Source organism: Carboxylicivirga sp., assembly GCF_982718395.1.
The window spans coordinates 1-25187 of sequence record NZ_CEXQWX010000089.1; the positions used below are offsets into that span (position 1 = coordinate 1).

Below are 25187 nucleotides of genomic sequence, written 5' to 3' on the forward strand. Positions count from 1 at the left end.
TTCGAAATAAGGAATAAGACAAATAAATATGGCCGGTAGGAACTTTTTCTTTCCGGCCTTTGTTATTAAAATACAGGAGAATTGGATTAAAACTTTAAAAGATTGAAGATGGGATTAAGGAAGCATTGTACATTATTTTTAGCATTTGTTCTGACCATAACTGTTGCGAGTGCTCAGGTATACGATAAAAACATACAGAAACTTCAATTAACTTACCAGTTAATCAATTCTCTGTATGTCGATTCGGTAAACGGCAACGATATAGTTGAAGAGGCTATTGTTGGTATGCTAAAAAGTCTTGATCCTCATTCAGTTTATATTTCAGCTGATGAAGTGGCAGCTATGAATGAACCACTTGATGGTAGTTTTGAAGGGGTTGGTATCCAGTTTAATATCTTAAATGATACCTTAATGGTCGTTAATCCGGTTATTGGTGGTCCTTCAGAAAAGGTTGGAATTCGTGCCGGTGATCGTATTGTTCGTATAGATGACGACAATGTTGCAGGAATCGGCATCAAAAACAGTGATGTTTTCAAATATCTGCGAGGAAAGAAAGGAACTAAAGTAGAATTGCAGATCATTCGTAAAGGATCGCCTGATGTATTAAAGTTTATAGTTGTTCGTGATAAAATACCTCTGCATAGTGTAGAAGCAGCCTATATGGCAACGCCCAAAACAGCTTATGTGAAAATTTCACGTTTTGCATTAAATACACATACTGAATTTGTTGAAGCATTAGACAAATTAGAATCAGAAAACTATGAAAACCTGATTCTCGATTTGCGAGGAAATGGTGGCGGATATCTCAAAGCTGCTATTGATATCGCTGATGAGTTACTCGATAAGAATAAACTTTTGGTCTATACAGAAGGTTTAAACAGTGATAGACGAGATCATTATGCAAGTCGGAAGGGTAAATTTGAAAATGGAAACCTGGTGGTGTTAATTGATGAAGGATCAGCTTCTGCCAGCGAAATTGTTTCTGGTGCTGTTCAGGATTGGGACAGGGGATTAGTGGTTGGCCGACGAAGTTTTGGTAAAGGTTTGGTTCAGCGTCCTTTTGATTTTCCTGACGGTTCAATGATCCGACTAACTATTGCTGAATATTACACACCTGCAGGGCGATGTATTCAGAAAGACTATAAGGATGGAGTAGATGCTTACCATAATGAACTCGGTGAGCGATATACGCATGGAGAATACTACAATGTCGATAGCATTCAGTTTGATGAAGCTTTAGAGTATAAAACCAAAGTTTCAGGCAGAACTGTTTATGGTGGAGGAGGTATAATGCCTGATGTATTTGTAGCGGCTGATACAAGTATGTATTCCGATTATTATCGTGACCTTATCGCAACCGGATCTGTTAACCGTATGGTATTAAATTATGTTGATGATAACAGGAATAAATTTGAGAGGATATATACTTCATATAAGAAGTTTGAGAAGAAATTTATTATTACCGAGAAGTTGATTGATAAACTCATTAAAGAAGGGGAAGAGGCAGAAGTTGAGCTTAATAAGGAAGAATTGAATACCTCGCGACCTTTGATGGAGGCTCAATTGAAAGCCTTAATAGCTCGTGATTTATTTGGATCTTCTGAATACTTTCAATCAATTAATCCTATTTCAGAGGCTTATATGAAGGCTGTTGAAATGGTTGAATCCAAAAGAGATTATTCTCATTTTCTGAAATAGCTTGTGAACCTTTAGCGTTAAATTTTAGTTATTAACCGATGATGGAGTTTGTTCGTCAATATGGACTAGAGGCGGCAGGAACGCTTGCTTCTCTTATATATTTATTTTATTCAATTCGCGAAAAATCCTGGTTATGGCCTTGGGGGATAATTGCCTCTGTTGTTTCCCTTATCGTGTTTTATCAGTCAGCGCTATATGCCGATATGGGACTACAGGTTTATTATGTAGTCATCAGTGCTTATGGATGGTGGTATTGGTTAAGCGGTCAATCGGTTGAAGATAATGTTGACGTACCAATTAAGTTGCTTAATAAACGTTTATTACTAAAATCCTTATTAGTAGGTATAACGCTTTATTTTGCATTGTTGTTGGCACTGCTTAGAATACCGGCCATGGTTGATATAGCAAGTTCAGATTTACCATATTTGGATGCTTTTACAACAGCAGCTTCAATTGTAGCGACATGGATGTTAGCTCGCAAATATATTCACCATTGGCTGTTTTGGATTGTAATAAACAGTGTCTCTATGGGGATGTATTTATACAAAGGATTGTTCTTTTACAGTTTCTTGTTTTTAGTATATACTGTAGGAGCCATTATTGGATATCTTGAATGGAAGCGTTTTATGAACATGAGATCGAATGAAGTCCAATAATCCGATAATTGTTGTATTAACAGGTCCTGAGTCAACAGCTAAAAGTACCTTAGCAAAGCAATTAAGCGAGATATACGGAACACAATGGGTGCCGGAATACGCTCGTGAATATATTGAGAATTTAAATCGTTCGTATACGTATAACGATGTGCTGAAGATTGCTCAGCATCAGATCAAAAGTTATGAGAAGGTTCTTCAATCGGGTGAGCGGCTGGTGTTTTTTGATACTTTCCTGGTAATAACAAAAATCTGGTTTAGAGAAGTATTTGGTAACGTACCAAAAGAAATAGAAAACTACCTGGAAGGTATTGACATTGACTTGCATCTGTTATGCTATCCTGATATTAAATGGATTAATGATGGTATAAGGGAAAATGAAAATAAACGTTTGTACCTTTATGATGAATACCGTAATGAACTGGACAACTACAACTTTAAATATGAAATAATTAAAGGGAGCGAAAACGAACGCACTCAATTGGCAGAACAATATATTAACCAACTAATTAAAAGCAAATCAAACTATGACCACTGATCATTTCTCAAAAGTAAAAAACGCAATTGAAGAGCTATCGAAGGAGCAAAGCTATAAGAGTGTTTGTCATCCACATTTTAAGGATCACAAAATGCCATCGATTAATTCATTAGAGCTAATTGTTAATTTATCTCGCGAGATAATCTTTCCCGGGTATTATGGCAATAGCTCAATCAGGCCAGAGAGTGTCAGGTACTACATTGGGGTTAACACAGAAAGATTATATACTTTGCTGGTTGAACAAATATTTGCAGGACTTTGCTTTATGTGTGAATCTCCTGAGAAGTTTGATTTAAGTGAAAAAAAGAGCCTGGCTCACGATTATACCAGTCAGTTTATTAGTAAACTACCTGAAATAAGACGAGTACTTGCAACCGATGTCGAAGCTGCTTTTCTAGGCGATCCCGCTGCTAAAAGTAAGGGAGAAGTTATTTTCTGTTATCCGGCTATCAGGGCTATTACTAATTATCGAATTGCTCATGCCTTACTCACAATTGGTGTTCCACTCATTCCTCGAATGATAAGCGAAATGGCTCATTCCGAAACAGGTATTGATATCCACCCAAGGGCAAAAATTGGGGAGTATTTCAGCATTGACCATGGAACAGGTGTTGTAATTGGCGCCACTTCAATAATTGGAGATGGGGTAAAGCTGTTTCAGGGAGTTACATTAGGAGCCAAGAGTTTTCCTTTAGATGAAAATGGGAATCCTATAAAGGGAATACCACGACATCCGATAATTGAAGATGATGTAGTCATCTATGCCCAGGCAACTATTTTAGGACGTATAACTATTGGTGCTAAATCGGTGATTGGAGGTAATGTGTGGGTGACCAGTTCCGTTCCGGCCGGTTCGAAAATTGTACAATTCAAACACCGTGATTTGCTCTTTACGGAAGGCGGAGGGATATAAATCATCTAAAAAAAGCAGTATTTTATCAGTAAATAGAAGGAATTCACCAAATAGTTGGGGCAAGAAAACAATTTGTTAGGTAATATAATGTAAACTTGTGTAATAGTACGCGGTGAGAATATTTTTCTATATTTGTAGGTAATTAGACCATTGGGGATGGTGTTTGATTTAAAAAACTGGTATTTAGAGAAAAAACAAGGGGAGGTAATTCTGGAGTATAACGGAAGTATTACTGCTGATTTAATCTCTGAGGCTTTAGATTCCATTGAAAACAGTTTGAACATGAAGAATGAAAAAAATCGTGTTCGAAAAAAGGTTTACAATGTGTTTGTTGAAAGCTTACAAAATCTTTATCACCATGTTGATTTACCACCTGCAAGTGCACCTGTTGAACATTGTGGCAACTTCGGGATAATTATACTTAGTAAGGATGGTACCTTCTACCGCATTTCCACTGGCAATTTTGTGAAAAAGGAAAAATTAAATTATATTAAAGACCGAATAGATCAGGTCAATTCTCTGTCTGACGAAGAAGTTCGGATGTTATACAGAGATATTTTGAATAATGATGAGTTTTCTGATAAAGGCGGGGGAGGCCTTGGAATGCTTGACATTGTTAGGAAAACAGGTAATAAATTAGAATATTATTTTTATCAATTTGATGATGAATACATCTTTTTCTCGCTAGATGTATACATTAGTTAACCGTATAGCTACCAGTATGGAAACAATTATTCGTGAAGGAAGTCCGAAAACACCATTTGTAAGACTGGATGGGGAAAATGGAGTAGTAGAAATAAAGGGGCGTTCTATTCCTGAAAATTCTGTTGAGTTTTACAAGCCGATTATTGATTGGCTTGATAAATTTGGAGATACCCCTTCTGATGAGACTAACGTTAATATCCAATTAGAGTATTTCAATACAAGTTCGTCAAAGTGTATTCTCGATATCTTTAAACGATTAGAGTTGATTCATAAAAAAGGAAACCCGGTTGAGATCAACTGGTATTATGAAGAGGATGATGAGGATATGTTTGAAGCGGGTGAAGATTATCAATCGATAATTAATATACCCTTTAAGATGATTGAAATGGAAGAATAAAGAATACCCAAAACAAGATATAGTAAAGGCTGGTGAATGAATTTAATTTCATTCCCGGCCTTTTTTCTTGTCTTTTAAGTACCAGATTATATTAGTTCGAAGAGACGTAAGCCTTGGCAAAACTCTAAAATACAGCGTTAAAAACAGAATCAGGTTAATCAGCCAAATGATAAGGGTATTAGCAAAGTAAGTACTAAGGTGCTGCGAGCCGATTCGTTTACTAGGAGCCAGAAAATGAGCTTTCAGAAAATGATGCTCAGGATCCTGATAAATGGGGTCAACCTTTTGCCATAACTGACTATTATACTCAATAATTTTATTAGAAAAAAAATTGTTTGAGTTCGTTATAAAGCGCTCAAGATCCTCATTGTGATATTTGCTTTTAGTTTCAATGTATGCAGTTCGATCTTTCCCAGAACCGGATAGTTGCTTGATTTTTTCGTCCAGTTTGCTGTCGGCCTGATTGTAAAGCTTTTTATAATAACTCTTGAGTGATTGGATATAAGAAGTAACCGTATCAAGGTTATTAAGATTGTTTTCAAGGGGTACAAAAGGCGCATCACCGCACCTGTTTGGATATAACTCACAATGTTTATCAAGCTCTTTATTAATCAACTTAACAGAGTAGTTAATTTCATTTGCAACCTCAGTAGGTGAACTGTTTTTTAATTCATTTAAACTTTGAATATGGTTGCTCAAAGCAGGTATCCAAAAATCTTTCCGGTATTTCGACTGACTTTTCAGTTTATTATAACTGTAGAATTTCTCATCAAACTCATTATTCATGAATTGTCCGACAGCTAAAGCTTCAAATGCCCATCGAGCGGTTATGATCTCTCCATAAAAAGGTATTTTTTCCGGACTTGACATATGTGGATTAAGTCGATCGAAGCTGATAAAAACACCACTCAGTATTAGCTGTGGTATAATCAAAAAAGGTATGATGATATAAATATTGACTGTCTTTTTAAATGTATCTGAGATATTCAATCCCAGAATATTGGCAAATACAGAACAGCTAAATAGAATTAACCAGTACTGGAAAAACATACCTTCAAGCTCAATGATAAAATTCCCAATTAGCACAAAAAGAGCTGATTGTATAGCCGATAACCCTGATAAAATAAAGAGTTTTGAACATAAGTAGCTTAAGCGACTCAGGTTAAGGAATGATTCCCGCCTCTGTATCTTTCTGTCATTAATGATCTCCTCGGCACTTACCGTTAAGCCAACAAATAAGGCGATAATAACAGATATTATAATGTAGACCGAAATGTTTGGGTTTTTAGCAAAACTATAAACTGTAGCATTGGTATTGTCAACATCATAATAACGAATAATGGAGGCCAATAGCAGAGCCAGGACCGGAGTCTCAAGCAGATTAATTAAAAGGTATTGCTTGTTAGCCAACTTTGAAGCTAAGTCGCGCCTTATAAAAATAAAAAGCTGCTTAATCCGGTTGGGTATCTGAAAGCTGAATTTAGGAAGTGAATTTTTATTGGTTGCAGGAGGTTCGTGTGATTCCCAGCCTTCATGAAACATACTGTACCACTCCTTTGGTTCAATCCTTCTGGTTTGGGTGAAATTTCCGTATTCATCCAGAATTTGCGAATTAACGATGTTGAGAATCTGCTCCACGTTCACATTACCGCAACAGGGACATTCGCTTTCATCACGATTAGCATGGTTAATACAGGCCTTAAAGTAATTGACACTTTCCACCGGATCGCCATTGTAGATCAGGTAACCACCAGTATCAAGCACTATCAGCTGATTAAACATCTTAAAAATGTCTGAAGAAGGCTGATGGATGACGACAAACACCAGTTTGCCCCGTATGGATAGTTCCTTTAAGAGGTCAATAATATTATCTGAGTCGCGTGATGATAGGCCGGAAGTTGGTTCATCCAGAAACAAAATAGAAGGCTCACGAATAAGCTCAAGGGCAATGTTCAGGCGTTTTCTTTGTCCTCCGCTTATCTTTTTATTCAATGGACTACCTACCTTCATAAATCGGATCTCGTATAAGCCCAATGTTTGTAATAGCTTGAGTACCTTTCTTTTTATTTGGTATTCGGGAAGGTTATCGAAGCATAACTTAGCATTGTAATAAAGGTTCTGATACACCGTCAGGTCTTCCATTAACAGATCATCCTGCGCCACATAACCAATTAACCCTTTAGCCTGATCCAGGTTTTTATGTACATCAATATCGTTAATGTACACTTTACCTTTGGTAGGTGCATTAATGCCGCTAAGAACATTAACAAGGGTGCTTTTACCGGCTCCGCTTGAACCCATAATACCAACCAATTTACCCGATTTAGAAGCAAATGATGTTTTATGAAGTCCGATGGCCCTTTTACTAAAGTGATATTCCAGATCAACACATCTGAAATCAATTTCATTATCAATGCTGTCACTGATAAATTGACTGAAGATATCACTATAGAAAATGGTATCAATGAGTTTGTTGCGAAGTGAGCTGCCAGGATTCAGGATTTGAACACGACCTTCATTGATTAACTGGCCGTTCATCGTCAAATCCATATTACCTCTGAAACGGAAGGCAAACAGGTTAACGGATTTCAGGTGAATAACCCTTAGTTCACCTTTCAGGTTATCCCAGTATAAATGCTTAAAAGCGTTTTGTTGACGTGTAGGTTTATTGTCAACAATAAGTACATTACCAGAATCCGGTAATTCAGAGAACGAACTGGTAACAAATTGAATTATGGATTGATATTCCTGCTCGGGGAGGTTAAAAGTTTGAGCAACCGTTTCAATAAACTCACGTTCATAATCACTCATGCCGATATCGATGTTTAAGAACTCGATAAGCTGAATAAGAACGATAAGTTTTTGATAGTAGGTTAATGCCTCGTTAATACCAGTGGCAATTTTCAGTACTTTAACCGAACTGGCTGCATGTCTTTTATGGAATTTCTCTTTGTTGGATAGGCGTTGCTCATGTTCACCTTGTAAGCGATCAAATAGATTAAGATATTCTTCAACAAGCTGACTGTTGAGTTGCTGATTCAGAAAAGATTTTACAATTATCCTTCTGGATTTGATTTCTGTCCGAGGAAAGGCAATGAGCGCAAATAGCTTAATAAGGGCTTTTAATATTTCTTCGCTCATACTACATCATCAAACAACAACCAACAAAACAATAACAGGGATTCCTGAAGAAAACGTGCTTAAATCTCTTCCAGACTTTTAAAACCAATCATCAACATGGCAATGCCTGAAGTCGACTTATCTGGGTTTAATCTTGCTTCAACAATACACTCAACAGAACCTTCAATTTTAAAATCCCAGGATTCAGCTGCTTGAAATTCTTCATTAGAGAAAAGAAGGTTACGGTTTTTGTCGTAAATTGAAAACAATATATTGTTATCCTGATGGCTGCAAGCTACCACTCGATACATACTGCCGGAAAAGAATGTTGTATGAAATTCAGCAACTTCAGTTCCCGTCAAAAATGCTCTGAAAGGCTGTCCACTGGCAACGAATGGTGATTTAAGCTGGCTAATGCAATCGTTGAATAACACATCTTCTTGTGAATTTAATTTGGTGGGTGCCACGACGGCCAAAATGGCTATAAACAAGAAAACTATTGAGTGTTTCTTCATTTTAAAGATGTTTATAGAGATTTAACAGGTTCAAATTTTTCTGAAAGATATTCAAAAACTGGCAAAAATTATCGTTACTACGACAAAAAAATCAAAAAAATAACGATTAAGAGCCAATTATTATCGACTAAATTTATTCTTGTTACCTTCAAATACTCTTTTATTTAATTACTTTTCTCATTGTTTAATTGGTAATTTATCACCAATTATGCATCCTTAGAACGTTAAGATGACATGATAATTGTACAGCGACAAATAAATTACAACAAATAAATAACTAATAATGAAAAAGATTTTCTTGATTCTGGTGGTTGCCTTTTCGATGATTTCGATGAACGGTCAGCTTACCATTGAAGATGTAATTCATGGAGGTAAAACTTTTTACAATTATTACCCTCGTGCTCTGAATGTAAAGTTTAAAGGCGATGCCAACATATTAGTGCACCAACGTCGCGACTCGGTATTTACACAGGCATTGAATAGTGATAAGCAGGTTTTCTTGTTTGATCTCAAATGGTTAAACAAAATTATGTCGTCGGAAGGGCATGAAACTTTAAGGTATTTGCCATCCTTAAACTGGGATTCGGAACAAACTTTTTCTTTTACTACAGCAGAAGGATATTTTACAATTGATACCGAAAGCAACAAAATAACCATGTTTGTGGGTCGTGAAAAAGGAGCTGATAATCTGGATTTAAACAAAGCTACCAGTACTGTCGCTTACACCATTGAGAATGATTTATATATTAAAACGGGAAAGGAGCAGGCTATTGAAGTGGCCGGCGATGAAGGCGATGATGTGATTTTCGGTCATACTGTTCACCGTAACGAATTTGGTATAGATAAAGGCACATTCTGGTCACCCGATGGTGTCTACCTGGCCTTTTACCGCGAGGATAATTCAATGGTATCCGACTATCCGCTGGTGAATGTGTCTGAGCGTGTGGCTAAGCTTGAAAACATCAAATACCCGATGGCTGGTATGAAAAGTCATCAGGTAAAAGTTGGAGTTTATAACCTGGCAACAAAATCAACAGTTTATCTTAAAACAGGCGAACCTTACGATCGCTTTTTTACTAATGTATGCTGGACACCTGATAACAAGTATTTGCTAATAGCCGAGTTGAATCGCGGACAAAACCATATGCAGCTTAAAAAGTATGATGCTTCAACAGGAGAGTATGTGGCAACCTTGTTTGAAGAAAAGGATGACCGCTGGACCGAACCACAAAATCCGGCGCTTTTTATACCCAACAAAAAAGGCGATTTTATATGGCAGAGTCAGAAGGATGGTTACAACCACCTTTATATCCACTCGTTGGATGGAACATTAAAGAAGCAATTAACAAAAGGCGATTGGGAGGTAACTTCGGTGCTTGGTTTTGATAAGGCTGGCAAATATGTTTTTATTGAATCCACTAAGGAAGGAGCTATTGAGCGTCAGGCTTATAAGGTAAGTCTGGCATCAGGGAAAATGACTCGTATTACAGCAGAAACCGGAGTCCATCATGTAAAAATCAGTAAGGATGGACGCTATGCGATCACCAGTTTCTCTTCATTGAATGTTCCATCTAAAACTAACCTGAAAGACACAAGAGGACGTTTGATCCGCACGCTTGAAACGGTTGAGAATCCTTATAAGGGAATCGAAACGGGCAAAGTTGAACTAATCAGGCTTAAAACAAAAGATAACCAATTTGATTTGGATGCCCGCATGGTACTGCCTGTTGGTTTCGATCCGTCAAAGAAATATCCGGTTATTGTATATGTATATGGCGGGCCACACTCTCAGTTGGTTCAGAACCGCTGGATGGGAGGTGCCCGTGGCTGGCAATTGTATATGGCTCAGAAAGGCTACATTGCCTTTACACTGGATAATCGTGGAACTACAGGTCGGGGTAAAGAATTTGCCCAAGCTATTCATCGTCAGTTGGGGCAGTTGGAAGTTGAAGACCAGATGCAAGGCATTGAATACTTAAAATCATTACCATATGTTGATGCTGATCGAATTGGTGTACATGGCTGGAGCTATGGCGGATTTATGACCATTTCGATGATGACACAATATCCTGATGTGTTTAAAGCTGGTGTTGCAGGTGGACCGGTTATTGACTGGAAATACTACGAAATTATGTATGGCGAACGCTATATGGATACACCCGAGGAAAATCCTGAAGGTTATGAGCAGGCTAACCTTAACAACAAAGTGAAAGACATCGAAGGACGATTGATGGTGATTCACGGAGCGATTGATCCGGTTGTGGTTTGGCAGCATAGCCTGACTTTTGTGCGGGAATGTGTAAAGAATCGAGTTCAGATAGATTATTTCCCTTATCCTCGTCATGAGCATAATGTAAGGGGGCGCGACCGAATTCATTTAATGGAAAAAGTAACCCGTTATTTTGACGACTTTTTGTAATAAACTATAAAGTGTAACTATATAACAGCCCCGATGCCTATTGTGTTTCGGGGCTTTTCTGTAAGTTGTTTGACATTTCATGGTTTACTCCGAAATAAAAACTACTATTCGGTTTCTAATTTAGAGTAGGGTAAATGCATTTAAAAATCGAACTATCTTCCCACTGCAGAGTGACACATGTTGGAAACTCGCTTAACGCTTTTTAAGTGCTAAACGAAATGCAGAGACAGTCAGTGCTTTAATACCAATTAATTAGCTTGCCGTATTCTTGAATCACCTCGTGTTCAAACTGACAAAGTCTCCTCAGGAATGAAATGAGCAATATACGTACTGACAAAGCTTCCGCGAGAAAGAAATGGGCAATATTTTCATTGACAAAGCTCCCCGCAGGAAGGAAATAGACAATGTATGAACCAACAAAGCTTCCCCAAAAAAGGAAATGGCTTTTGTACGTACTGACAAACCCTCCCCGGAAAGAAAACTGTGTTTGTACGTGCTGACAAAGTCTCCCTGAAAAGAAAACTGGGTTTGTACATACTGACAAACCCTCCCTGAAAAGAAAACAGCGTTTGTAAGTACATATAAAGCTTCTCAGGAAAAAAGTGCGAAATGTAAGTATTTACACGCTCTTTCCGGGAAAAATAAGCAATGTATATATAAATATACCTTCTCCGGAAAACGAGTATTCTTTCTTCCAACCAGGTCAACAATTATTACCATAATTCCGCGAAATTCTGTCTGTGGAATTAAGGGATCATTGGTATAAATACTTACCTGATAAAAATCATTGAATATTGTAAGTAACAATAGATCAATGATAATGATAAGATTCGTACGTTTGGTTGATAAAAACATGTTTTAGAACCACTTTTACAACTAGGTAATTATAGGATTAAATTCAATATTTGAGGAAACTTTTCTTTAATTGCAGTTATGGAGTTAAAAACGAAAGCACAAGCGGGAAGCTTTGAATCGAGCGATGTGTTGATAATGGTTGAACCGGTGGAAAAAGGTGCCGGACGTCTTATTGAATTAAAATCAATAGTCATGCAACAGTTCGGAGAAGATTTGCTAAAACAGATTCATGCCAATCTTGATAGTTACAACATTCCTGACATCCGGCTAATTATTAACGATAAAGGTGCTTTGCCACCAACCATTTCTGCCCGGCTCGAAACTGCATTAAAGCGGGCAGCTCAACAACAAACCGGTACCTTAAAATAAATTTCTGATGGAAGCCAAACAAAAGACATTCAAACGGCGCACCATGTTATACATTCCGGGAAATAATCCTGCTATGTTGCAACAGGGAAGTGTTTATGGCGCTGATGGTGTACTACTTGATCTCGAAGATGCAGTAGCTCTTAACCAAAAAGATGCTGCACGAATCCTGGTGGCGCATATGCTCAAATATATATCGTATGATGGATGTGAAGTAACCGTGCGGGTTAATCACATTGATACGCCTTTTGGTCACGAAGACCTAAAACAGATTGTGCCTTTGCAGCCTGATGCAATTCGTTTGCCCAAAGTGGAAACAGTTGAAGAAATCAGCCGAATACTGAAAGAGATTGAGGAAATTGAGGAAGAGCATGATTTACCACATGATCAGATGAAAGTACATGTGATGATAGAAACAGCTTTGGGCGTTCAGAATGTATATGACATCGCCAGGTATTCATCACGTATTGATGCCATTTCCATTGGCGGACAAGATCTGGCAGCAGATATGCAATTGGTAAAAGCCAACGATGGTATTGGTATTGATTATGCCCGAAAACAGATAGTAATGGCTGCCAAAGCCTGTAAAATAGATGTGTTCGATACAGTTTTTGTAGATGTGGAAAACGAAGAAGGTTTAAGAGAAGAAGCCGAATACATTAAGAAACTGGGTTTTACAGGAAAGGCCATAATCAATCCAAGACAAATTGAAATTGTTAATGAGGTATTTACACCTACAGAGATGGAGATCCGCAAAGCTGTTAAAATTGTAAAAGCCTTTGAGCGCAACAAAGCCGAAGGCATCGGTGTGTTTGCTGTAGATGGTAAGATGGTTGATGCACCGGTCGTTCAGCGTGCCTTAAGAGTACTTGAAATGGCCGATGTAGATGTAGAATCACTTTAACCCCTCATGTCATGAAGAATAAACTGGAAATAGATATACCAACTGAGTTGTCAGGAATTGGTCAGTTGGAACCGTTTGAAGGAACATTTGCCAAGCTTAAAAAAGGATGGATGGAAGAGAAAACAGTTCCGCCACCCAATAAAGCTAAAATGCCGCACTCTGATAAAATGTGCGAATCCTTGCGGGAGGCCATCATCAAAACCAATCCCAAAGATGGAATGACCATTTCGTTTCATCACCATTTACGTGGTGGAGATAACCTTGTATATGAATCTATTAAGATTCTGGCAGAGCTGGGCATTAAAAATATGACCTTGGCAGCAAGTAGCTTAACAACCGCACACGATCCCATTTTACCATACTTTAAAGATGGTACCATTACGCAAGTCTATGCCAGTGGTATCAGGGGAGAACTGGGAAAAGCGATTGCTCAGGGCGTATTACCAAAACCTTTTGTAATTCATTCACATGGCGGTCGTGTCAGAAGTGTACATACTGGTAAAATAAAGATTGATCTGGCCATATTGGCTGCCTCGGCTGCCGATGTAGAAGGCAATGCAACAGGTGCACACGGGCCATCAGCATTTGGTTCTATGGGCTATGCTGCCATCGACTCCTGGTATGCTAAACAAGTGATTGTGGTTACCGATAATATAGTTGATTACCCTTGTGTTCCACAATCGATTACTCAAAACTATATTGATTTCGTTGTTAAGGTAGATTCGATAGGTGATCCGTCTAAAATTGCAGGTGGTACGACGCGTATTACAAAAGCTCCAATGGATTTGCAGATTGCGCGTCTGGCAGCTCAGGTCATTGAACGTTCTGGGGAACTGAAAGAAGGATTCAGCTTTCAGGTAGGAGCAGGAGGGGCTTCTCTGGCCGTTGCCAAGTACATTCGCAAGATAATGAAGCAGCGCTCCCTTAAAGGAAGCTTTATTTTGGGTGGTGTAACATCCTATGGAGTTGATATGTTGAAAGAAGGACTTTTCTCATCCATCTTTGACGTTCAATCCTTTGATGCGGCTGTCAGTTCTTCTTTAATGGAAAATCCCTATCATATTGAGATACCTGCCGGTTTGTATGCCAATCCGTTTAACTGTGGCTGTATGACCAATAAACTGGATATAGTGGTATTGGGAGCTCTGGAAATTGATACCGATTTTAATGTTAATGTGATTACCGGATCAGAAGGCTATGTACGTGGTGCTTCAGGTGGGCATAGTGATACAGCATCGGGAGCCAACCTTACAGTGGTGGTTTGTCCCTCTTTCCGTGGACGTATTCCGATTGTTAAGAAGAAAGTGCATACCATAGTCACACCTGGCGAAAGTATAGATGTTTTAGTAACAGAACGTGGTATTTGTGTCAACCCACAGAGACCGGAGCTAAAGCAAAACCTAGAGGCTGCAGGAATAAAGGTGAAAGAGATAGTGGCTCTGGCCGAGGAGGTAGAAGGTATTACCGGTAAAGCCAAACCTATTGAGACAGGTGACCGGATTGTAGGTATTGTGGAATACCGCGACGGAACCGTGATTGATGTTATACGCCAGGTAAAGGAATAATGGAAACACAACAAGCTTCCGAACTGTTTGAGTTGTTGCTGAAGGCTCGTGAAGACCGGCAGCAACAGAAGATGGAATTGGTAACCGAAGGTTTTCATTTGGTTTCATTGCAACTGAATATTCCTGGCCTGCCAAAAACAGATTGGCTTCTAAAGGAGTTTATTTCTTTGGTGGATGATGCCTTTAGCAGGTTTCTGATCAGTCACAACTCTAATAATCAGTGGAGCAGGAAATTAAAGGAGAGGGATGAAGCTGGTGATGCAGTGTATTATCTGTTTAAGGCCTCTCATTTTGATGCACCTCAGTTAAAGGTATTGACAGAACAATTTGAGCAGAGCTTTGTGCTTGGGCGTATTGTTGACCTCGATGTATTAAGCACAGATGGTGAACCAATTTCTTTTGGCAGAAAAAAAGCCTGCTTTATTTGTGATCATTCAGCTCTGCACTGCCGAAAAAATAAGCGGCATTCCATTGATGAGGTTCGACAGGCCATGTTGGATGCAATTTCAGTTTACATTCGGAAAAATAAGGAAGAAGAGTTGGTTAACAAAGTAGCTGGATTTGCTGTAAAGGGTTTGTTGCACGAAGTATCACTCAGTCCAAAACCAGGTTTGGTTTGTCGTCATTCAGCAGGTGCTCATACGGATATGGATTTTACAACCTTTGTAAATACTATAGCGGTACTATCTCCCTATTTTGTTGAAATAAACCGATTGGCATTGGCCTTTAAAGGTTCTGATGTTTCCAAAGCGTTACCAGAAATTAGAATCATCGGCTTGAAGATGGAGCAGTCAATGCAGGATGCGACCAATGGTGTTAATACCCATAAAGGGGCTATTTTCCTGATGGCCATTAGTTGCTTTGCGATGGTTCGGGTCATTAATAAGTTAGGATATTTAAAACTAACATCGTTTTCCTCAGTTGTGCAGCAGCTTTCAAGGGGATTGGTGCAGAGAGAGCTATGCGCAGTAGATGCAAAAGATGAATTGACTCACGGTCAGCAGTGTTTTATACAATATGGCTTGCAGGCGGCAGGAGCCAGGGGAGAAGCCGAGCAGGGATTGCCAATGGTTTTGCACCATGGATTGCCATTTATTTTATCAAAACTAAAGAAGGGCTTCAACCATTACTCAGATAAGGAACTAAAAGAATTACTGATACCGGTATTGCTTAAAATAATGTCGGTTAATAACGATACCAATGTATTGTACAGGCACAACCGAACAATACTTGAGCAATTAAAGCAGCAATCTGCAAAGTCGCTGCTTCTTTGGGAACAGGAAAATAAACAGCCCTATAATGAGCTGGTTGATTGGTGTAACTCACATAGAATATCACCTGGTGGTTCAGCCGATTTATTGGCATTAACCATTAGCTTGTATTGTTGTCAGACTGAATTTAGTAAGAAGGCATGATTGAAAATTCTGATTTTCGCATTGAAGAACCGGATTTAAGCAGCCGTTACGATGTTGAGTTAATACGTCGCTTTCTCGCGCCATTAGGTTTTTACTTTGACGAATCAACGGTTGAATATGCTGTTATTCTATACAATTTAAATGACGATATAGTTGGTGTCGGGTCCTGTCAGGGGAAAATACTCAAATATGTTGCCGTGGCACCTCAGTTTCGTGAATCTGGTGCTTTTGCACATTTGGTAACCCATCTTACCGAACATGTGATGCAGCAGTATCAGCAAACATTTGTATTTACCAGATCTGAAAACATAACCCGCTTCGAGGGAATCGGATATAATCATATTGCAAGTGCTGAGCCTTTAATCTCGGTTTTGGAGTTTGGTTACCAGAGCATAGGTGATTATAAAAACTACTTAAGATCAATTCGAAGTTCAGGAGATGAAAGTGAGGTTGCTGCCATTGTTATGAACGGTAATCCATTCACGCTTGGTCATCAATACCTGATAGAAAAAGCTGCTGCTGAGAATGAGCTGGTTTATGTGTTTGTTGTTGAAACTGAAAAATCCGTATTTACTTTTAGAGATAGGTTTGAAATGATTCGTTTAGGCACAAGTCATTTGTCCAATGTAATTCTGGTTAAAGGTGGTGAATATGTTGTGTCATGCGCAACCTTTCCTAATTATTTTCTTAAAAATGAAGTGCCTAATGTGATTACCCAAAAGCAGGCCGAATTGGATATTGAGATATTTTCAAAGCATATTGTGCCGGTTTTAAATATTAATAAACGCTATGTCGGCACCGAAAATTACTGTAGTACTACAGCGTTGTATAACCATGCAATGAAAGCCATTTTGCCGGTTAAGGGTGTTGAATGTATTGAGGTGAGTCGTAAAGTAGTTGCTACAGGCAATCCTGAAGAGTATATCAGCGCCAGTAAAGTTCGTCAGGCAATAAAAGAAGGAAATACAGGCTTGTTAAATACGTTGCTTCCTCAGAGTACATTAAATTATCTCAGCGAGATGAATTTGGAAAAAATAGAAAACAAGCTACAGGAGAAAGAAACAAGGCATTAAAAAAGCCGCATAAGCGGCCTTCTATTTTATGCGATTTGTTCTTCTGACTCAAAAATATCAAATACTTTATCGAGCTTCATAAGTTTGAGCAAACTTAAAACTTCAGTTTTTATACTGCATAACTGAAATGTTCCTTCGTGTTGTCTTGCAGTTTTAAGTGCACTAATCAGTGTTCCGATACCAGTACTGTCAATAAAGCTGATATTTGATAGGTTTAAAACCATCTTGACCCCTTTATTAGAAAGAGCTGCTGTTAAATCTGCTTTTACCTCAGGTGCTACGGTTGCATTTAACCGATCGGTTTCAGCTAAAACACCGAACATTACCCCATCATGTTCTTTAATTTGTAGCATATAACTTAGTTTAGTAATTATCTATAACATCCTGCAGCTCATGCAACGCATCGTCGCAGGTTTGATTAAATCGTTGAATTATATCTCTAACAGAGTTTGCACTCTTATTGTTGTTCAACCACGCTTTTCTTTCTTCAGGGTATCCGTCAATTGTTCTTTGAAGTTGCTGTAACTCCTCCGAATTATCGTTTTTATCTATTAACTCTTCAACCCTCAATGACTTAGCAATTAACTCAAGATTTTTAAGGTCATTATTGCCTAAATCCTGCATTCCCATAGAAATAACCGAAGATTTTGCTTTATGAGCTACAGATGCAATCATAGTCCAGTCTTTTCTGGATAAACCTTCTTCCAAACCATCTTTAAACTCAGGTATTTGCTCAATGAATATAACGATCAGCTCTTTAATCAACTCCTGACTGCCATCAGTAATACTTTCCAGGTAACCAAGGTCAATGTGTGAATATGGGTTCGGCATAAATCTCTCTTCAATTAATTTTCAGTTCAAATTACGAATTATTTAGCAAATGTAACCTTTTTGATTGAATTAATCTTTAGACTGTTGATGCGACTATTTAATTAGTGATATTAATTAGCTTTTTTGACCGACAATTATCATTTTTTGGCAGTTGATTATTTTTCTACATTTGTTCTATTCCCAACCTGGCAAAATAAAGCACAGAAAGCTTGGGATAAAACATTGAATTAGTATCGATTAATATATTATAGAATGAAAAGAACAGCCTTTTACAATTTTCATGAATCTTTAGGAGCAAAAATTGTTTCTTTCGCTGGATATGAAATGCCAATCGAATATTCCGGAATTAATAACGAACATATGACGGTTCGAAATGGCGTTGGTGTTTTTGATGTTTCACATATGGGGGAGTTCTGGGTGAAAGGACCAAAAGCCTTTGATTTGGTTCAAAAAGTGACTTCTAACGATGTGGCGGCATTATCTGTAGGACAGGCACAATATTCTTGCTTCCCGAACGGAGAAGGTGGAATTGTGGATGACTTGCTGGTGTACAAGTTCGAAGAGGAGAAATACCTTTTAGTTGTGAATGCAGCTAATATAGATAAAGACTGGGCTTGGGTTAACGAGCAAAATACAATGGGAGCTGAATTGGAAAATGCCAGTGATGCAATTTCTCAATTAGCTATCCAGGGACCAAAGGCAGAAGCCGTTCTTCAAAAGTTAACTGATATCGATCTTTCATCTGTACCTTATTATACTTTTACTACAGGAGCTATTGCGGGAGCTGATGATGTTATTATATCTAACACTGGTTACACTGGCTCTGGCGGGTTTGAGTTGTACATGTACAATGCTGATGCAGAAAAAGTATGGAAAGCTATATTTGAAGCAGGCCAGGAGGAAGGTATCTTACCAATTGGTTTGGCAGCACGTGATACACTACGCTTAGAAAAAGGATTCTGTCTGTATGGAAACGATATTGATGATACAACATCGTCAATAGAAGCTGGTTTGGGATGGATTACCAAGTTTAATGATCAGAACAACTTCATTGATAAAGAATATCTTCTGAAGCAAAAAGAAGAAGGCGTTACCAAACGTTTAAGAGGTTTCGTTATAGAAGACAGAGGTATTCCTCGTAAAGATTATGAAGTAGTTAATGAAAATGATGAGACAATCGGTCGTGTAACCTCCGGCACCATGTCACCAATGATGCAAAAAGGAATTGGTATGGCATATATTAATAAAGGCTACACGAAGTTTGATACAGAAATCTTTATCAAAGTGCGTAATCGGAAATTAAAAGCCAAAGTGGTTAAAATTCCGTTCGTATAATTCATCAATCAAGAAAAAAATCGCTAAAGAAGTGATAAATATCATGTTTTGAGATGAGTTTTAAACGAGAGTCCTACATAGTTGACTTTTGGTTAGTTAAGCTTTTATCTTTGTCCGTTGTAATAAATTATAAATGGAGTTGTACCCAAAAACGCTTTTAAATTGAAAGGTATATTTTACCTGACATTGTGTGCTTTGCGGGAGATAATTCATAATTTTATGCACTCAAAACATGAATCATAACAAACTAAAGTAATAAGCAGTATTTAAATTTTAATAAAATGAAGATTCACAACTTTTCTGCAGGGCCTTCTATTTTGCCTGAGTCAACGATTAAAAACTCGGCTGATGCCGTATTAAACTTTGCCGGAACAGGCTTGTCTTTGTTAGAGGTATCACACCGTAGCAAAGAGTTTGTTGCCGTTATGGACGAAGCATTAGCATTATTTAAAGAATTGTTGGACATCCCTGCCGGATACGAAGTGGTTTTCGTAGGAGGTGGAGCCAGCACGCAATTCTGCATGGTGCCTTATAACTTAATGAAGTCGAAAGCAGCTTACCTAAATACAGGTACATGGGCAGCTAAAGCTTTAAAAGAAGCAAAAGGATTTGGTGAAGTTATTGAAGTAGCTTCTTCAAAAGACTCGATTTACAACCACATTCCTAAGGGTTATGAAGTACCAGCTGATGCTGATTATTTCCATATCACAACCAACAACACCATTTATGGTACTGAAATCAAGAAAGATCTTGATGTAAATGTTCCTTTGGTAGCAGATATGTCTTCAGATATCTTCTCACGTCCGGTTGATATCTCTAAATATACTTTGATTTACGGTGGTGCTCAGAAAAACTTAGCGCCGGCAGGTGTTACTTTCGCCATCGTTAAAGAGGATGCACTTGGACAAGTTGATCGTCATATCCCAACTATGTTGGATTATCGTACGCATATCGAAAAAGGATCAATGTTCAACACACCTCCAGTATTCCCTGTTTACTCGGCTCTTCAGACATTGAGGTGGTTGAAAGAAATGGGTGGTGTAGCTGCTATGGAGAAAATCAACATTGAAAAAGCAGCTGTACTTTATGATGAAATTGATCGTAACCGCTTATTTAAGGCACCTGTTCTTGATGTTGAAGATCGTTCATTAATGAACATCTGTTTCGTGATGAATAACGAATACAAAGAATTGGAAAAAGATTTCTTTGATTTCGCTACATCAAAAGGAATGAGTGGAATTAAGGGTCACCGTTCTGTTGGTGGATTCCGTGCTTCTACATACAACGCAATGCCTAAAGCAAGTATTCAGGCATTAGCTGATGCTATGAAAGAGTTTGAAGCTAAGCACTAGAAAAACTTTCCATAAAATAATAAGTAAGCCCCGATGTGGGGCTTACTATTTTATCACCACACTTAATTTTATAGACACATGAAAAAAATATTAGTTGCTACCGAAAAGCCTTTTGCTAAAGCAGCCATTGATCAGATTGCTCCTGTTGTAAAAGAAGCAGGATATGAATTAGCTCTTCTGGAAAAATATACTGATAAAGCCGAATTGCTTGAAGCAGTTAAGGATGCTAATGCTTTAATTGTTCGTTCAGACAAGGTGACTCGTGAAGTAATTGAAGCAGCGCCAGAGTTAAAGATTGTTGTTAGAGCCGGAGCTGGTTTTGATAATCTTGATCTGGAAGCTTGTACCGAAAAAGGTATTGTGGCAATGAATACACCAGGTCAGAACTCCAACGCAGTTGGTGAATTGGTACTTGGTATGATGGTATTTATGGCGCGTAACGGCTATAATGGTACTGCCGGAACAGAATTGCGTGGTAAGAAAATAGGTATTCATGCATATGGTAATGTAGGTCACTACGTTGCAGAAGTTGCCAAAGGCTTTGGAATGGAAATATATGCATTTGACCCATTTGTAGCAAAAGAAAAGATTGAAGCAGCAGGCATTAAGCCTTTGGATTCAGTAGAGGAGCTATATTCAACTTGCGACTATGTATCGTTGCACATTCCTGCTAACGAGCATACGAAGAAGTCAATTAACTATGACTTATTGAATAAAATGCCAAAAGGTGGAGCTTTGGTTAATACAGCCCGTAAAGAAGTAATCCATGAAGAAGAGATTTTAAAGTTAATGGCTGACCGTCCAGACTTTACTTATATTTCTGATATTGCACCAGATAATAAAGCTGATTTTGAAGCTAACTTTGAAGGACGTTTCTTCTTTACTCCTAAGAAAATGGGTGCTCAAACCGCAGAAGCTAATATTAATGCGGGTGTAGCTGCTGCTAAACAGATTATTGGTTTCCTTGAAAATGGAGACGAGACTTTTAGAGTGAATAAGTAAGTTAGTGTATAGCTAATTCGTTATATAGTAATTTAGTGATATAGGAATAGTAGGGTGCGATTGTGCTCTACTATTTTTTTATCTTAAACTTAAAATTCAAATATATGGCAGGTTTCTTTGATTTTGAAAGTTTAGAGTTATATAAAAAATCAATGGATTTTATTGATCTGGTATATCATCAAACCAAATCATTTCCCAAGGACGAGATTTATGGACTTACCAGCCAGTATCGAAGAGCTGCAAATTCAATCGCATTTAATATTGGTGAGGGGTATGGAGAGTCGATTCCATTAGCATTAAGATATCTTCGGATAGGAAAAGGATCTATACGTGAATGTGTTGTTTGTAACAGTATAGCGTTACAGCAAAAATATATAACTCATGCTGAAAATGAGATAGCCAGAGAAAAACTGATAGAGTTATCTAAAATGGCAGTTGGATATAAGAAATATTTACAAAGGATGCAGCAAACATTATGAACCTTAACTCACCACTAAAAATTACCTTGCTTGCAATTCTCTGTGGTCATGAAATAGTTTTATGGAGAATAGTGTAGTCTTTAAAGTTTTTCTTCGTAATTTACAGATTCACACCTCCATAACTTCCTAATTCACTTTTGTTTAATGAGCTATATCACTACTTTTTTGAAATATATGTTTTAAAATAGTTAAAAATCACCTTAAGTATTGATGAATGTCACAAAAAATCTCATTTGGCTTTATTTCATTTGTATTAAGGAAATAGATAGTTCACAACTCTGTTGCTAAATTACTATCCTCCTAAATAACTGTTTTTAATATAAACTAACTAAATACTAAGAAATGGCAATTATTAAACCATTCAAAGGTCTAAGACCGCCACAAAACATTTCACAGGACTTAGCCTGTTTACCATACGATGTGATGAACAGTCAGGAAGCTGCGCAGATGGCAGAAGGAAAAGATTGTTCTTTATTGCACATTACGCGTGCAGAAATTGATTGTCCTGTTGGTACTGATATTCATTCGGAAGAAGTGTATGAAAAATCAGTTTCTAACTTCAAATCTTTCCAGGAAAAAGGTTGGTTAGTTCAGGATGAAGAGGCCAAATATTATATCTATGCTCAAACAATGGACGGACGCACTCAGTATGGTATTGTTGGAGCTGCTGCTTGCGAAGATTACGCTAACGGTATCATTAAGAAGCACGAATTAACTCGTCCGGATAAAGAGGAAGATCGTATGATTTTGACTCGCTATCTGGATGCCAATATTGAGCCTGTATTTTTCTCATACAAAGCAGTACCGGAAATTGATGAGATTGTTGAGAATATTGTTAAGAATCAAGCTGCTGATTACGACTTTACTGCAGAAGATGGTTTCGGTCACCACCTTTGGGCAATTAACGATGCTGAAACTAACAAGCGTTTAGAAGAGCTTTTTGAAACTAAAGTGCCTGCTACTTATGTGGCCGATGGGCATCACCGTACAGCTGCTGCTGCTCGTATTGGGGATGAGAAAAGTGGACAGAATGCCAATCACACAGGTGATGAGGAGTATAACTTCTTTATGGCTGTTCATTTTCCAGATAACCAGTTGAAGATTATTGATTACAACCGCGCAGTTAAAGATTTAAATGGATTAACTCCTGATGAATTATTAGCGAAGTTGAATGAAGTATTTGTTGTTGAGTGCATGGGAGAGGAAGAATATCGTCCTGCTCAATTGCATGAATTTAGCATGTACTTGGAAGGTAAATGGTACAAGTTGAATGCAAAAGAAGGCACTTACGACGATAACGATCCTATTGGAGTATTGGATGTAACAATTCTTTCTAACCATGTATTGGATAAAATGTTAGGAATCGAAGATCTACGTCGTTCAACTCGTATTGATTTCATTGGTGGTATCCGTGGTTTAGGTGAGTTGAAAAAGCGCGTTGACTCAGGTGATATGAAGGTTGCATTTGCTTTGTATCCGGTTTCTATGCAGCAGTTAATTGACATTGCAGATACTGGTAATATAATGCCTCCTAAAACAACATGGTTCGAACCGAAGTTGCGTTCAGGTTTAGTTATTCATAAATTAGAGTCTAACTAGTCTTTACCTAAAATTATAGACTAACTAAATATCCGTTTTAAGCCTCCTTTCAGCAGGAGGCTTTTTTGTACAATAAAGTCTGTTGAGTAAATTTGTGCCTCAAAATGCAATAAAATGTCTATACAAAATAATTTACAGGTTGTTAGAGAAGAGATAAATGAAAGAGCCCTGCTGGTGGCTGTTTCAAAAACCAAACCCAATGAAGATGTTATAGAAGCATATAATGCGGGTCAACGTGTGTTTGGGGAAAATAAAGTTCAGGAATTGACGGGTAAATACGAAACTTTACCAAAGGATATTGAATGGCATATGATCGGCCACCTACAAAGCAATAAAGTGAAATATATTGCGCCTTTTGTGAGTTTAATTCATGGCGTTGATTCTGAAAAACTGCTTAAAACAATTAATAAAGAAGGCAAAAAGAACAACCGAAAGATTCCTTGCTTACTTCAGGTTCACATCGCTGAAGAAGAAAGTAAGTTTGGTTTCTCAGAGGAGGAGTTATTGGCTTTATTAACAGATGAATTGGTTACTGATTTGGAATATATTGACATAAGAGGCGTAATGGGCATGGCCACCTATACAAATGATGAAACGCAAATACGCAAAGAGTTTAAATCATTAAAACATGTTTTTGACAGCCTTAAAATGTCAGTTTTTAATACCAAAGATGATTTTTGTGAAATCAGTATGGGTATGTCGGGCGATTATCAGATTGCGATAGAGGAGGGCAGTACCATGGTTCGTGTGGGGAGTTCAATCTTTGGGTCACGCAATTATCATTAAAACCATTCTATATAAGCTGATAAAATGAATAAATTTTAAGGGAAGCTTCCGTGTGGATGACTTTTGTTTATATTTGTTCCTATCAAGTCTTGTATAAAAAATAATTGACCCGATGGCAAACTTAAAAACTAAATACTTGGGATTAACTTTAAAGAATCCTATTATTGTTAGTAGTTCCGGCCTGACTAACAGTCCAGATAAAATTGGTAAACTGGTAGATGCAGGAGCAGGAGCTGTAGTGCTCAAGTCCTTGTTTGAAGAGCAAATAAATCATGAGATCAATAATATAATTTATAAAGGTGAAGGATTTGATTATCCTGAAGCAGCCGACTATGTTAAAGGGTATACACGAGATAATTCTGTTGGTGATTATTTAAAAGTAATTAAAGAAACCAAGGAGAAATATGACATTCCAGTTATTGCAAGCATTAATTGTTATTCAGCTGATGAGTGGGTAGATTTTGCTCAGCAAATACAAGAAGCCGGAGCAGATGCGCTTGAATTAAATGTTTTTGTCTTAAATACTGATAAAAACAGTAATCCTGAAGCTTATGAGCAATTGTATGTGAATATTGTTTCAAATGTCAGTAAAGTAATAAGTATTCCAATCTCGGTTAAGTTAGGAATGTACTTCTCTAACCTGGTTAATGTTGTCAATCGCATATCT

Annotated in this window: 23 protein-coding genes; 19 read left to right on the forward strand and 4 right to left on the reverse strand. The window is 37.8% G+C overall.

Going from position 1 to position 25187, the window contains the following annotated elements; all coding sequences use genetic code 11:
* The first annotated feature begins 108 nt into the window (after window positions 1-108).
* The 6 genes from AC4MRQ_RS15745 to AC4MRQ_RS15770 all read left to right on the forward strand — a co-directional run bounded on the left by AC4MRQ_RS15745 (window position 109) and on the right by AC4MRQ_RS15770 (window position 4904).
* Complete coding sequence (locus AC4MRQ_RS15745; protein WP_491198652.1) at window positions 109-1698, forward strand: S41 family peptidase; 1590 nt, start codon at window positions 109-111, stop codon at window positions 1696-1698.
* Between the two features lie 38 nt (window positions 1699-1736).
* Window positions 1737-2354, forward strand: coding sequence for a nicotinamide riboside transporter PnuC (gene pnuC / locus AC4MRQ_RS15750; protein ID WP_491198653.1), 618 nt, complete (start codon window positions 1737-1739; stop codon window positions 2352-2354).
* On the forward strand, window positions 2341-2889 hold the full coding sequence (locus AC4MRQ_RS15755; RefSeq protein WP_491198654.1) for an AAA family ATPase: 549 nt from the start codon (window positions 2341-2343) through the stop codon (window positions 2887-2889). Before pnuC ends, AC4MRQ_RS15755 begins: the two co-directional genes overlap by 14 nt.
* Window positions 2879-3802 (forward strand): serine O-acetyltransferase EpsC, encoded by a 924-nt coding sequence (gene epsC, locus AC4MRQ_RS15760; protein ID WP_491198655.1) that lies wholly within the window; start codon window positions 2879-2881, stop codon window positions 3800-3802. Before AC4MRQ_RS15755 ends, epsC begins: the two co-directional genes overlap by 11 nt.
* Window positions 3803-3958: 156 nt before the next feature.
* A complete protein-coding gene (locus AC4MRQ_RS15765; protein ID WP_491198656.1) occupies window positions 3959-4507 on the forward strand; it encodes a SiaB family protein kinase in 549 nt (182 codons plus the stop codon).
* Window positions 4508-4523: 16 nt separating this feature from the next.
* The gene (locus AC4MRQ_RS15770; protein ID WP_491198657.1) at window positions 4524-4904 is read left to right on the forward strand and encodes a DUF1987 domain-containing protein; all 381 of its coding nucleotides are present in this window, start codon (window positions 4524-4526) and stop codon (window positions 4902-4904) included.
* Window positions 4905-4952: 48 nt separating this feature from the next.
* Here the strand turns inward: AC4MRQ_RS15770 and AC4MRQ_RS15775 are convergent, their stop codons facing one another.
* The gene (locus AC4MRQ_RS15775; protein ID WP_491198658.1) at window positions 4953-8045 is read right to left on the reverse strand and encodes an ATP-binding cassette domain-containing protein; all 3093 of its coding nucleotides are present in this window, start codon (window positions 8043-8045) and stop codon (window positions 4953-4955) included.
* Window positions 8046-8104: 59 nt separating this feature from the next.
* On the reverse strand, window positions 8105-8539 hold the full coding sequence (locus tag AC4MRQ_RS15780; RefSeq protein WP_491198659.1) for a hypothetical protein: 435 nt from the start codon (window positions 8537-8539) through the stop codon (window positions 8105-8107).
* Between the two features lie 283 nt (window positions 8540-8822).
* Between AC4MRQ_RS15780 and AC4MRQ_RS15785 the strand changes: the two genes are divergently transcribed.
* From AC4MRQ_RS15785 to citC, 6 genes are all read left to right on the forward strand, one after another.
* Window positions 8823-10958 carry a S9 family peptidase gene (locus AC4MRQ_RS15785; protein ID WP_491198660.1) on the forward strand — a complete coding sequence of 712 codons (2136 nt, stop codon included), beginning with the start codon at window positions 8823-8825 and terminating at the stop codon, window positions 10956-10958.
* Between the two features lie 933 nt (window positions 10959-11891).
* Complete coding sequence (citD, locus tag AC4MRQ_RS15790) at window positions 11892-12182, forward strand: citrate lyase acyl carrier protein (protein ID WP_491198661.1); 291 nt, start codon at window positions 11892-11894, stop codon at window positions 12180-12182.
* Between the two features lie 7 nt (window positions 12183-12189).
* Window positions 12190-13083, forward strand: coding sequence for an HpcH/HpaI aldolase/citrate lyase family protein (locus AC4MRQ_RS15795; RefSeq protein WP_491198662.1), 894 nt, complete (start codon window positions 12190-12192; stop codon window positions 13081-13083).
* A gap of 11 nt (window positions 13084-13094) precedes the next feature.
* Complete coding sequence (gene citF, locus AC4MRQ_RS15800; RefSeq protein ID WP_491198663.1) at window positions 13095-14648, forward strand: citrate lyase subunit alpha; 1554 nt, start codon at window positions 13095-13097, stop codon at window positions 14646-14648.
* Window positions 14648-16063, forward strand: a complete 1416-nt coding sequence (locus AC4MRQ_RS15805) for a triphosphoribosyl-dephospho-CoA synthase (protein ID WP_491198664.1) — start codon at window positions 14648-14650, stop codon at window positions 16061-16063. Before citF ends, AC4MRQ_RS15805 begins: the two co-directional genes overlap by 1 nt.
* Window positions 16060-17136 carry a [citrate (pro-3S)-lyase] ligase gene (citC, locus tag AC4MRQ_RS15810; protein WP_491198665.1) on the forward strand — a complete coding sequence of 359 codons (1077 nt, stop codon included), beginning with the start codon at window positions 16060-16062 and terminating at the stop codon, window positions 17134-17136. The genes AC4MRQ_RS15805 and citC overlap by 4 nt, the downstream gene beginning before the upstream one ends.
* 26 nt (window positions 17137-17162) lie before the next feature.
* Here the strand turns inward: citC and AC4MRQ_RS15815 are convergent, their stop codons facing one another.
* Entirely contained in the window at window positions 17163-17489 is a 327-nt protein-coding gene (locus tag AC4MRQ_RS15815; RefSeq protein WP_491198666.1) for an STAS domain-containing protein, read from the reverse strand.
* A 10-nt stretch (window positions 17490-17499) separates the two neighbouring features.
* On the reverse strand, window positions 17500-17967 hold the full coding sequence (locus AC4MRQ_RS15820; RefSeq protein WP_491198667.1) for an Hpt domain-containing protein: 468 nt from the start codon (window positions 17965-17967) through the stop codon (window positions 17500-17502).
* Between the two features lie 252 nt (window positions 17968-18219).
* On the opposite strand from AC4MRQ_RS15820, the gene gcvT reads away from it, so the two are divergent.
* From gcvT to AC4MRQ_RS15855, 7 genes are all read left to right on the forward strand, one after another.
* Complete coding sequence (gcvT, locus tag AC4MRQ_RS15825; RefSeq protein WP_491198668.1) at window positions 18220-19302, forward strand: glycine cleavage system aminomethyltransferase GcvT; 1083 nt, start codon at window positions 18220-18222, stop codon at window positions 19300-19302.
* 281 nt (window positions 19303-19583) lie between these two features.
* Window positions 19584-20654 carry a 3-phosphoserine/phosphohydroxythreonine transaminase gene (serC, locus tag AC4MRQ_RS15830; RefSeq protein WP_491198669.1) on the forward strand — a complete coding sequence of 357 codons (1071 nt, stop codon included), beginning with the start codon at window positions 19584-19586 and terminating at the stop codon, window positions 20652-20654.
* 78 nt (window positions 20655-20732) lie between these two features.
* Window positions 20733-21656, forward strand: a complete 924-nt coding sequence (locus AC4MRQ_RS15835; protein WP_491198670.1) for a 3-phosphoglycerate dehydrogenase — start codon at window positions 20733-20735, stop codon at window positions 21654-21656.
* A gap of 104 nt (window positions 21657-21760) precedes the next feature.
* Window positions 21761-22135, forward strand: coding sequence for a four helix bundle protein (locus AC4MRQ_RS15840; RefSeq protein WP_491198671.1), 375 nt, complete (start codon window positions 21761-21763; stop codon window positions 22133-22135).
* A gap of 342 nt (window positions 22136-22477) precedes the next feature.
* A complete protein-coding gene (locus AC4MRQ_RS15845) occupies window positions 22478-23734 on the forward strand; it encodes a DUF1015 domain-containing protein (RefSeq protein ID WP_491198672.1) in 1257 nt (418 codons plus the stop codon).
* Between the two features lie 114 nt (window positions 23735-23848).
* Window positions 23849-24520, forward strand: coding sequence for a YggS family pyridoxal phosphate-dependent enzyme (locus tag AC4MRQ_RS15850; RefSeq protein ID WP_491198673.1), 672 nt, complete (start codon window positions 23849-23851; stop codon window positions 24518-24520).
* Window positions 24521-24632: 112 nt separating this feature from the next.
* Window positions 24633-25187, forward strand: a 555-nt coding sequence (locus AC4MRQ_RS15855; protein ID WP_491198674.1) for a beta/alpha barrel domain-containing protein, incomplete at its 3' end; no start/stop codon positions are given.

Excerpts from the sequence above, each read along its gene's own strand:
- AC4MRQ_RS15785 (WP_491198660.1), top strand. The coding sequence starts at position 8,823 with ATGAAAAAGATTTTCTTGATTCTGGTGGTTGCCTTTTCGATGATTTCG.
- epsC (WP_491198655.1), top strand. The coding sequence starts at position 2,879 with ATGACCACTGATCATTTCTCAAAAGTAAAAAACGCAATTGAAGAGCTA.
- gcvT (WP_491198668.1), top strand. The coding sequence starts at position 18,220 with ATGAAAAGAACAGCCTTTTACAATTTTCATGAATCTTTAGGAGCAAAA.
- AC4MRQ_RS15840 (WP_491198671.1), top strand. The coding sequence starts at position 21,761 with ATGGCAGGTTTCTTTGATTTTGAAAGTTTAGAGTTATATAAAAAATCA.
- AC4MRQ_RS15850 (WP_491198673.1), top strand. The coding sequence starts at position 23,849 with ATGTCTATACAAAATAATTTACAGGTTGTTAGAGAAGAGATAAATGAA.
- AC4MRQ_RS15835 (WP_491198670.1), top strand. The coding sequence starts at position 20,733 with ATGAAAAAAATATTAGTTGCTACCGAAAAGCCTTTTGCTAAAGCAGCC.
- AC4MRQ_RS15845 (WP_491198672.1), top strand. The coding sequence starts at position 22,478 with ATGGCAATTATTAAACCATTCAAAGGTCTAAGACCGCCACAAAACATT.
- citD (WP_491198661.1), top strand. The coding sequence starts at position 11,892 with ATGGAGTTAAAAACGAAAGCACAAGCGGGAAGCTTTGAATCGAGCGAT.
- AC4MRQ_RS15755 (WP_491198654.1), top strand. The coding sequence starts at position 2,341 with ATGAAGTCCAATAATCCGATAATTGTTGTATTAACAGGTCCTGAGTCA.
- AC4MRQ_RS15775 (WP_491198658.1), bottom strand. The coding sequence starts at position 8,045 with ATGAGCGAAGAAATATTAAAAGCCCTTATTAAGCTATTTGCGCTCATT.
- AC4MRQ_RS15815 (WP_491198666.1), bottom strand. The coding sequence starts at position 17,489 with ATGCTACAAATTAAAGAACATGATGGGGTAATGTTCGGTGTTTTAGCT.
- AC4MRQ_RS15780 (WP_491198659.1), bottom strand. The coding sequence starts at position 8,539 with ATGAAGAAACACTCAATAGTTTTCTTGTTTATAGCCATTTTGGCCGTC.
- citC (WP_491198665.1), top strand. The coding sequence starts at position 16,060 with ATGATTGAAAATTCTGATTTTCGCATTGAAGAACCGGATTTAAGCAGC.
- AC4MRQ_RS15770 (WP_491198657.1), top strand. The coding sequence starts at position 4,524 with ATGGAAACAATTATTCGTGAAGGAAGTCCGAAAACACCATTTGTAAGA.
- AC4MRQ_RS15765 (WP_491198656.1), top strand. The coding sequence starts at position 3,959 with ATGGTGTTTGATTTAAAAAACTGGTATTTAGAGAAAAAACAAGGGGAG.
- AC4MRQ_RS15805 (WP_491198664.1), top strand. The coding sequence starts at position 14,648 with ATGGAAACACAACAAGCTTCCGAACTGTTTGAGTTGTTGCTGAAGGCT.
- pnuC (WP_491198653.1), top strand. The coding sequence starts at position 1,737 with ATGATGGAGTTTGTTCGTCAATATGGACTAGAGGCGGCAGGAACGCTT.
- AC4MRQ_RS15820 (WP_491198667.1), bottom strand. The coding sequence starts at position 17,967 with ATGCCGAACCCATATTCACACATTGACCTTGGTTACCTGGAAAGTATT.
- AC4MRQ_RS15745 (WP_491198652.1), top strand. The coding sequence starts at position 109 with ATGGGATTAAGGAAGCATTGTACATTATTTTTAGCATTTGTTCTGACC.
- AC4MRQ_RS15795 (WP_491198662.1), top strand. The coding sequence starts at position 12,190 with ATGGAAGCCAAACAAAAGACATTCAAACGGCGCACCATGTTATACATT.
- citF (WP_491198663.1), top strand. The coding sequence starts at position 13,095 with ATGAAGAATAAACTGGAAATAGATATACCAACTGAGTTGTCAGGAATT.
- serC (WP_491198669.1), top strand. The coding sequence starts at position 19,584 with ATGAAGATTCACAACTTTTCTGCAGGGCCTTCTATTTTGCCTGAGTCA.